The 6,756-nt window shown below is 68.4% G+C and carries 2 protein-coding genes; both read right to left on the bottom strand.

The features are described from left to right. Positions 1–654: response regulator (locus AOK24_RS40130; protein ID WP_055724843.1), on the bottom strand; the 654-nt coding region annotated here is incomplete at its 3' end. Between the two features lie 245 nt (positions 655–899). Then, on the bottom strand, positions 900–6,329 hold the full coding sequence (locus AOK24_RS40125) for a HAMP domain-containing protein (protein ID WP_079057240.1): 5,430 nt from the start codon (positions 6,327–6,329) through the stop codon (positions 900–902). Positions 6,330–6,756: the final 427 nt, after the last annotated feature.

Below are 6,756 nucleotides of genomic sequence, written 5' to 3'. Positions count from 1 at the left end.
ACCCCCGGCCCCCGGCTCCAACGCGTCCAGCGCCCGCCGCAACCCCGTCAGCTTCCGCTCCAGATGCGCCGCAGTAGCCACCGCAGCCGCATCGGCGGAATCGTCATCGAGCTGCTTCGACAACGCCTCGGCCTGCTCCTCGACCGCCGCGAGCCGCGCGGACAGCTCCGCGAGCAGCCCCGGCGCCTCCTTGCCCCCGTCGACACCCGGCCGCCCGTTCCCGTCGAGCTGGAGCCGCAACAGAGCGGCCTGCTCCCGGAGCTGACAGTTCTTCATGTACAGCTCGACGAAGACGGAGACCTTCGCCCGCAGCACCCACGGATCGAACGGCTTGGAGATGTAGTCCACCGCCCCCGCCGCGTACCCCCGGAACGTGTGGTGCGGCCCGTGGTTGATCGCGGTGAGGAAGATGATCGGAATGTCCCTGGTCCGCTCCCGACGCTTGATGTGCGCGGCCGTCTCGAATCCATCCATTCCCGGCATCTGGACGTCCAGCAGAATGACCGCGAAGTCGTCCGTCAGCAGTGCTTTGAGCGCCTCTTCCCCGGACGATGCCCGCACCAGTGTCTGATCCAGCGCCGAGAGGATCGCCTCCAGCGCCAGCAGATTCTCCGGCCGGTCATCGACCAGGAGGATCTTGGCCTTCTGCACCATGGCCCGCCCTCCTCGCCCCGGCAGTGCACCGGGCGCCGCCCCTGGGGACGACATCCTTTGCGCCGCCCTTCCTTGTGCCGGTCATGGTAGCCGCACCCCGACCGCCGCCACACCCTGTCACCGCGATGTCACAGTGCACGTAGCAGGAACGTGGCGGGAGACCAGAAGGTTCCCCGAACACCGTCCCGCTGCCCAGCTCCGACCACCCTGAGTCAGCGCGTCACGGCACCTCCACACCCTTTCCGTCACCCTTCCCGCATCCACTGCTCCATCACGGACAGCAGGTGGTCCGGGTCCACCGGCTTGGTCACATAGTCGGACGCACCGGACTCGATGGCCTTCTCCCGGTCGCCCTTCATCGCCTTCGCGGTGAGCGCGATGATCGGCAGCCCGGAGAACTGCGGCATCCTGCGGATCGCGGAGGTCGTCGCGTACCCGTCCATCTCCGGCATCATGATGTCCATCAGGACGACGGCGACGTCGTCGTGCTGCTCCAGGACCTCGATGCCCTCGCGCCCGTTCTCGGCGTACAGGACGGTCAGCCCGTGCTGTTCCAGGACGCTGGTGAGCGCGAAGACGTTGCGGATGTCGTCGTCGACGATGAGCACCTTGTCGCCGCCGAAGAGGATGTTCACGCGCGCGTAGGACGCCGTTTCCCCGTTCTCCTCACCTCCCGCACGCCGCCGGCGCCGGAAGAGCGCCGCCGCGCCGTTCTGCGTCTCGCGGTACGACTTCACCTCGGCCGGCGTCTCGATCTCCGGCTCGACCGACGCGGTCAGCTCGCCGTGCCCGTTCTCCGAGGCCACCAGGTCGCCCGCCTCCAGCGCCGGGACGACCTGCTGGTAGCCCTGCGGAGGCAGCTCGCTGGGCCGCACCGGCAGGTACAGGGTGAACGTGGACCCCCGGCCCGGCTCGCTCTGGGCGTAGATCTCACCGCCGAGCAGCTGCGCGATCTCCCGCGAGATCGACAGCCCAAGACCCGTACCGCCGTACTTGCGGCTCGTCGTGCCGTCGGCCTGTTTGAACGCCTCGAAGATCACCCGCATCTTGCTGGCCGCGATCCCGATGCCGGTGTCGGTGACGGAGAACGCGATCAGCGGGGCGTCCGCGTCGGTCAGCGAACCGGTCTCCAGCAGCTGCTGCCGGATCACGACGGGGACGTCCGCGCCGGCGGGCCGGATCACCAGCTCCACCGAGCCGGAGTCGGTGAACTTGACCGCGTTGGACAGCAGGTTGCGCAGCACCTGCAACAGGCGCTGCTCGTCGGTGTGGAGGGTGGCGGGCAGCTCCGGGGAGACCCGTACGGACAGGTCGAGGCCCTTCTCGGCGGTCAGCGGCCGGAAGGTGGCCTCCACGTAGTCCACGAGCTGTACGAGGGCGATGCGCGTCGGGGAGACGTCCATCTTGCCCGCCTCGACCTTCGACAGGTCGAGGATGTCGTTGATCAGCTGGAGCAGGTCGGACCCGGCGCCGTGGATGGTCTCGGCGAACTCGACCTGCTTCGGGGAGAGGTTGCCGTCGGCGTTGTCGGCGAGCAGCTTGGCGAGGATGAGCAGCGAGTTGAGCGGGGTGCGCAGCTCATGCGACATGTTGGCGAGGAACTCGCTCTTGTACCGCATGGACACGGCGAGTTGCTCGGCGCGCTCCTCCAGGACCTGCCGCGCCTCCTCGATCTCGGTGTTCTTGACCTCGATGTCCCGGTTCTGCCGGGCCAGCAGCTCGGCCTTCTCGCCCAGTTCGGCGTTGGACGCCTGGAGCGCCTTCTGCCGCTGCTCCAGCTCGCCGGAGCGCTCCTGGAGCTGCTCGGTCAGCTCCTGCGACTGCTTCAGCAGCCGCTCGGTCTTGGTGTTGACGGAGATCGTGTTGACGCTGGTGGCGATCATCTCGGCGATCTGGTTCAGGAAGTCCTTCTGGATCTGCGTGAACTCTCCGAAGGACGCCAGCTCGATCACCCCGAGCACCTTGCCCTCGAACAGCACCGGCAGGACGATCACCTGCGCGGGCGGCGCCTCCCCGAGCCCGGAGGAGATCTTCAGGTAGCCGCTGGGCGCGTTGGACACGAGGATCGTGCGCTTCTCCAGCGCGGCCGTCCCCACGAGCGCCTCACCGGGCCTGAACGACGTCGGCATGGACCCCATCGAGTAGCCGTACGACCCGAGCATGCGCAGCTCGTACTGGTCGGGACCGGCGTCGGGGGCCGGCATGCCGAGGAAGAACGCACCGTGCTGGGCGGCGACCAGCGGCGGCAGCTCGCTCATGATCAGCGAGGCCACGTCCTCCTGGTCGCGGCGGCCCTGGAGCAGCGCCGACACGCGCGCGAGGTTGCCCTTCAGCCAGTCCTGCTCCTTGTTGGCGATCGTGGTGTCGCGCAGGTTGGCGATCATCTTGTTGATGTAGTCCTGAAGTTCCTGGATCTCCCCGGAGGCGTCCACGTCGATCTTCAGGCTGAGGTCGCCCCTGGTCACCGCGGTCGCCACCCGGGACATCGCGCGCACCTGCCGGGTGAGGTTCCCGGCCATCTCGTTGACGGACTCGGTGAGGTCGCGCCACGTCCCGTCGACGTCCCGCACGCGCGCCTGTCCGCCGAGCTGCCCCTCGGTGCCCACCTCGCGCGCGACGCGCGTGACCTCCTCGGCGAACGAGGACAGCTGGTCGACCATCGTGTTGATCGTCGTCTTCAGTTCGAGGATCTCGCCGCGCGCGTCGATGTCGATCTTCTTGGTGAGGTCGCCCTTGGCGATGGCCGTCGTCACCATCGCGATGTTGCGGACCTGCCCGGTCAGGTTGGACGCCATCTGGTTCACCGACTCGGTGAGGTCCTTCCAGGTCCCCGACACGCCGGGTACGTGGGCCTGGCCGCCCAGGATGCCGTCCGTACCCACCTCGCGGGCCACCTTGGTGACCTGCTCGGCGAACGAGCTCAGCGTCCGCACCATCGTGTTGAACGTGTCGGCGAGTTGCTGGACCTCGCCGCGCGCCTCGATCGTCACCTGCCGCGTCAGGTCGCCGTTGGCGACGGCCACCGCGACCTGCGAGATGTTGCGCACCTGCATGGTGAGGTTCTTGGCCATCAGGTTGACGTTGTCGCTGAGGTCCTTCCAGATACCGGTGACCCCGGGTACGTGCGCCTGCCCGCCCAGGATGCCTTCGGTGCCCACCTCGCGCGCGACGCGCGTGACCTGCTCCGCGAACGACGACAGCTGGTCGACCATCGTGTTGACGGTCGTCACCAGTTCGAGGATCTCGCCCTTGGCGTCGACGGTGATCTTCTTCGACAGGTCGCCCTTGGCGACGGCGGTGGTGACCTCGGCGATGTTGCGCAGCTGGGTGGTCAGGTTGTTCGCCATGAAGTTGACGGACTGCGTGAGGTCCTTCCAGGTCCCGGAGACGCCCTGCACCTCCGCCTGACCGCCGAGGATGCCCTCGGTGCCCACCTCGCGCGCGACCCGGGTCACCTGCTCCGCGAACGACGACAGCTGGTCCACCATCGTGTTCAGCGTGTTCTTCAGCTCCAGGATCTCCCCGCGCGCGTCCACGGTGATCTTCTGGGAGAGGTCACCGCGCGCGACCGCGGTGGCGACCTGCGCGATGTTGCGGACCTGCCCGGTCAGGTTGGACGCCATGCCGTTCACGGAGTCCGTGAGGTCCCGCCACACCCCGGCCACCCCGGGCACCTGCGCCTGCCCGCCCAGGCGCCCGTCGGTGCCCACCTCGCGGGCCACCCGGGTCACCTGCTCGGCGAACGAGGAGAGCTGGTCGACCATCGTGTTGATGGTGTTCTTCAGCTCCAGGATCTCCCCGCGCGCGTCCACGTCGATCTTCTGCGACAGGTCACCGCGCGCCACCGCTGTCGTCACCTGAGCGATCTGACGCACCTGGGAGGTCAGATTTCCCGCCATGAAGTTGACGGAATCGGTCAGTTCCTTCCACGTCCCCGACACCCCGTCCACGCGCGCCTGCCCGCCGAGGCGCCCCTCCGTGCCCACGTCCCGCGCCACCTTGGTGACCTGGTCCGCGAACAGCGACAGCTGGTCGACCATCCGGTTCACGGTGTTCTTCAGCTGGAGCATCTCGCCGGAGACGTCGACGGTCACCTTCTGCGACAGGTCGCCGTCCGCCACGGCCGTCGTCACCTGCGCGATGTTGCGCACCTGTCCGGTGAGGTTGCGGAACGCCGTGTTGACGGAGTCGGTGAGGTCCTTCCAGGTGCCGGCCGCCCCCATCACCTGCGCCTGCCCGCCCAGCTCACCTTCGACGCCGACCTCACGCGCCACGCGCGTGACCTCGGCACCGAACGCGGAGAGCTGGTCCACCATCCCGTTGACGGTGTTCTTCAGCTCCAGCATCTCCCCCGCCACGTCGACGGTCACCTTCTGCGACAGATCGCCGCTGGCCACCGCCGTCGTCACCTGCGCGATGTCCCGCACCTGCGTGGTGAGGTTGCGGAACACCGTGTTGACCGAGTCGGTGAGGTCCTTCCAGGTCCCCGACACGCCGGGTACGTTCGCCTGCCCGCCCAGGCGCCCTTCGGAACCCGTCTCGTTGGCGACGCGCGTGACCTCGTCCGCGAAGATCCGCAGCGTGTCGGTCATCTGGTTGATCGTGTCCGCGAGCTGGGCGATCTCTCCGCGCGCGGGTACGGTCACCTTCCTCGTCAGGTCACCGTTGGCGACGGCCGTCGTCACCTCGGCGATCCCGCGCATCTGGTCCGTCAGGTTCCCGGCCATCGTGTTCACGGAGTCGGTGAGCTCTTTCCACACCCCGTCCACACCGCGCACCTGCGCCTGCCCGCCGAGGATGCCCTCGGTGCCCACCTCGCGGGCCACCCGGGTCACCTCGGAGGAGAACGCCGACAGCCGGTCGACCATCGCGTTGACGGTCTCCTTCAGCTCCAGCATCTCGCCGGCCACATGGACGGTGACCTTCCGCGACAGATCACCGTTGGCGACCGCCGTCGTCACCAGCGCGATATCGCGCACCTGTGCGGTCAAACGGTCCGCCATCGTGTTGACCGATTCGGTCAGGTCCTTCCACGAACCGGACATCCCGCGCACCTGCGCCTGCCCGCCGAGCTTCCCCTCGGTGCCCACCTCGCTGGCCACGCGCGTGACCTCGTCGGTGAACGTCGACAGCTGGTCGACGAGGTTGTTGACGACCCGCCCGACCTTCAGGAACTCCCCCCGCAGCGGATGCCCCGCACCCTCCTGCGTGTGCGCGCGCAGCTCCATGCGCGGCGACAGATCGCCGTCCGCGACCGCCGACAGCACCCGGCTGACCTCGGACACCGGCCGCGCCAAGTCGTCCACCAGCGAGTTCGAGGCGTCGATGGCAGCCGCCCACGAGCCCTCGCAGACGCCGGTCTCCAGCCGCTCGGTGAGCTTGCCCTCACGCCCCACCACGCGCCGTACGCGCGCCAGTTCACCCGTCAGATGCAGGTTCCGGTCGGCCACCTCGTTGTAGACGGCCGCGATCTCGGACATCACTCCGTCGCCGGACACGGTGAGCCGCTTGCGGAAGTTGCCGTCCCGCATGGACACCAAGGCGGCCAGAAGACGGTTCAGGGCGGCCGTGTCGACCACGGTCGTCCCTCCCGCGCGTGAGGCGCGCGTCCTGTTCAGGGACGGCCCGCCCTTCGCGCGCGTCTTCGTGCCACGCGTCGCTGCGCCAGACTCCACTTGTCCCTCCCGCACGGGTCGACCCCTACCGCTCGTACCGCTCGCCGAATCACTACTGCCGTGTGTCGCTGCCCGATGTAATCAGGCCACAGTGAAGGCTGCTGCCCGACGTACACAGAAGACACCCGGTCTGCCCGGACCTTCACAAGAAGCTTGCCCAGTGTTTCACCCTCCCTGAACACGGCCATAACACTCCGGCGGCTGCACACATCGTCCGCACACTCCGGGTACGGGAAACACGGGCGACCGGCATCCGCGACACCTCGGAAGGTCAGTAACCTTGCACAAGGCTGTCCAGCCGCGCCGGCCCGACCCGGTCTGGGCGGTGGCACGAGCACGAGCGGGCATCGGAGGGGCGGCCGACGTAATGACCACCGGACTGATTCCCGGGGGACAGCCCCCGGACCCCCGGCCGACCGGCGCGCGC

This window comes from Streptomyces niveiscabiei, assembly GCF_001419795.1.
In the GTDB taxonomy this organism is placed as follows: Bacteria; Actinomycetota; Actinomycetes; order Streptomycetales; family Streptomycetaceae; genus Streptomyces; species Streptomyces niveiscabiei.
The sequence above is the reverse complement of the archived record's forward strand: the minus strand, read 5'-3'. Positions and strand labels throughout refer to the sequence as shown.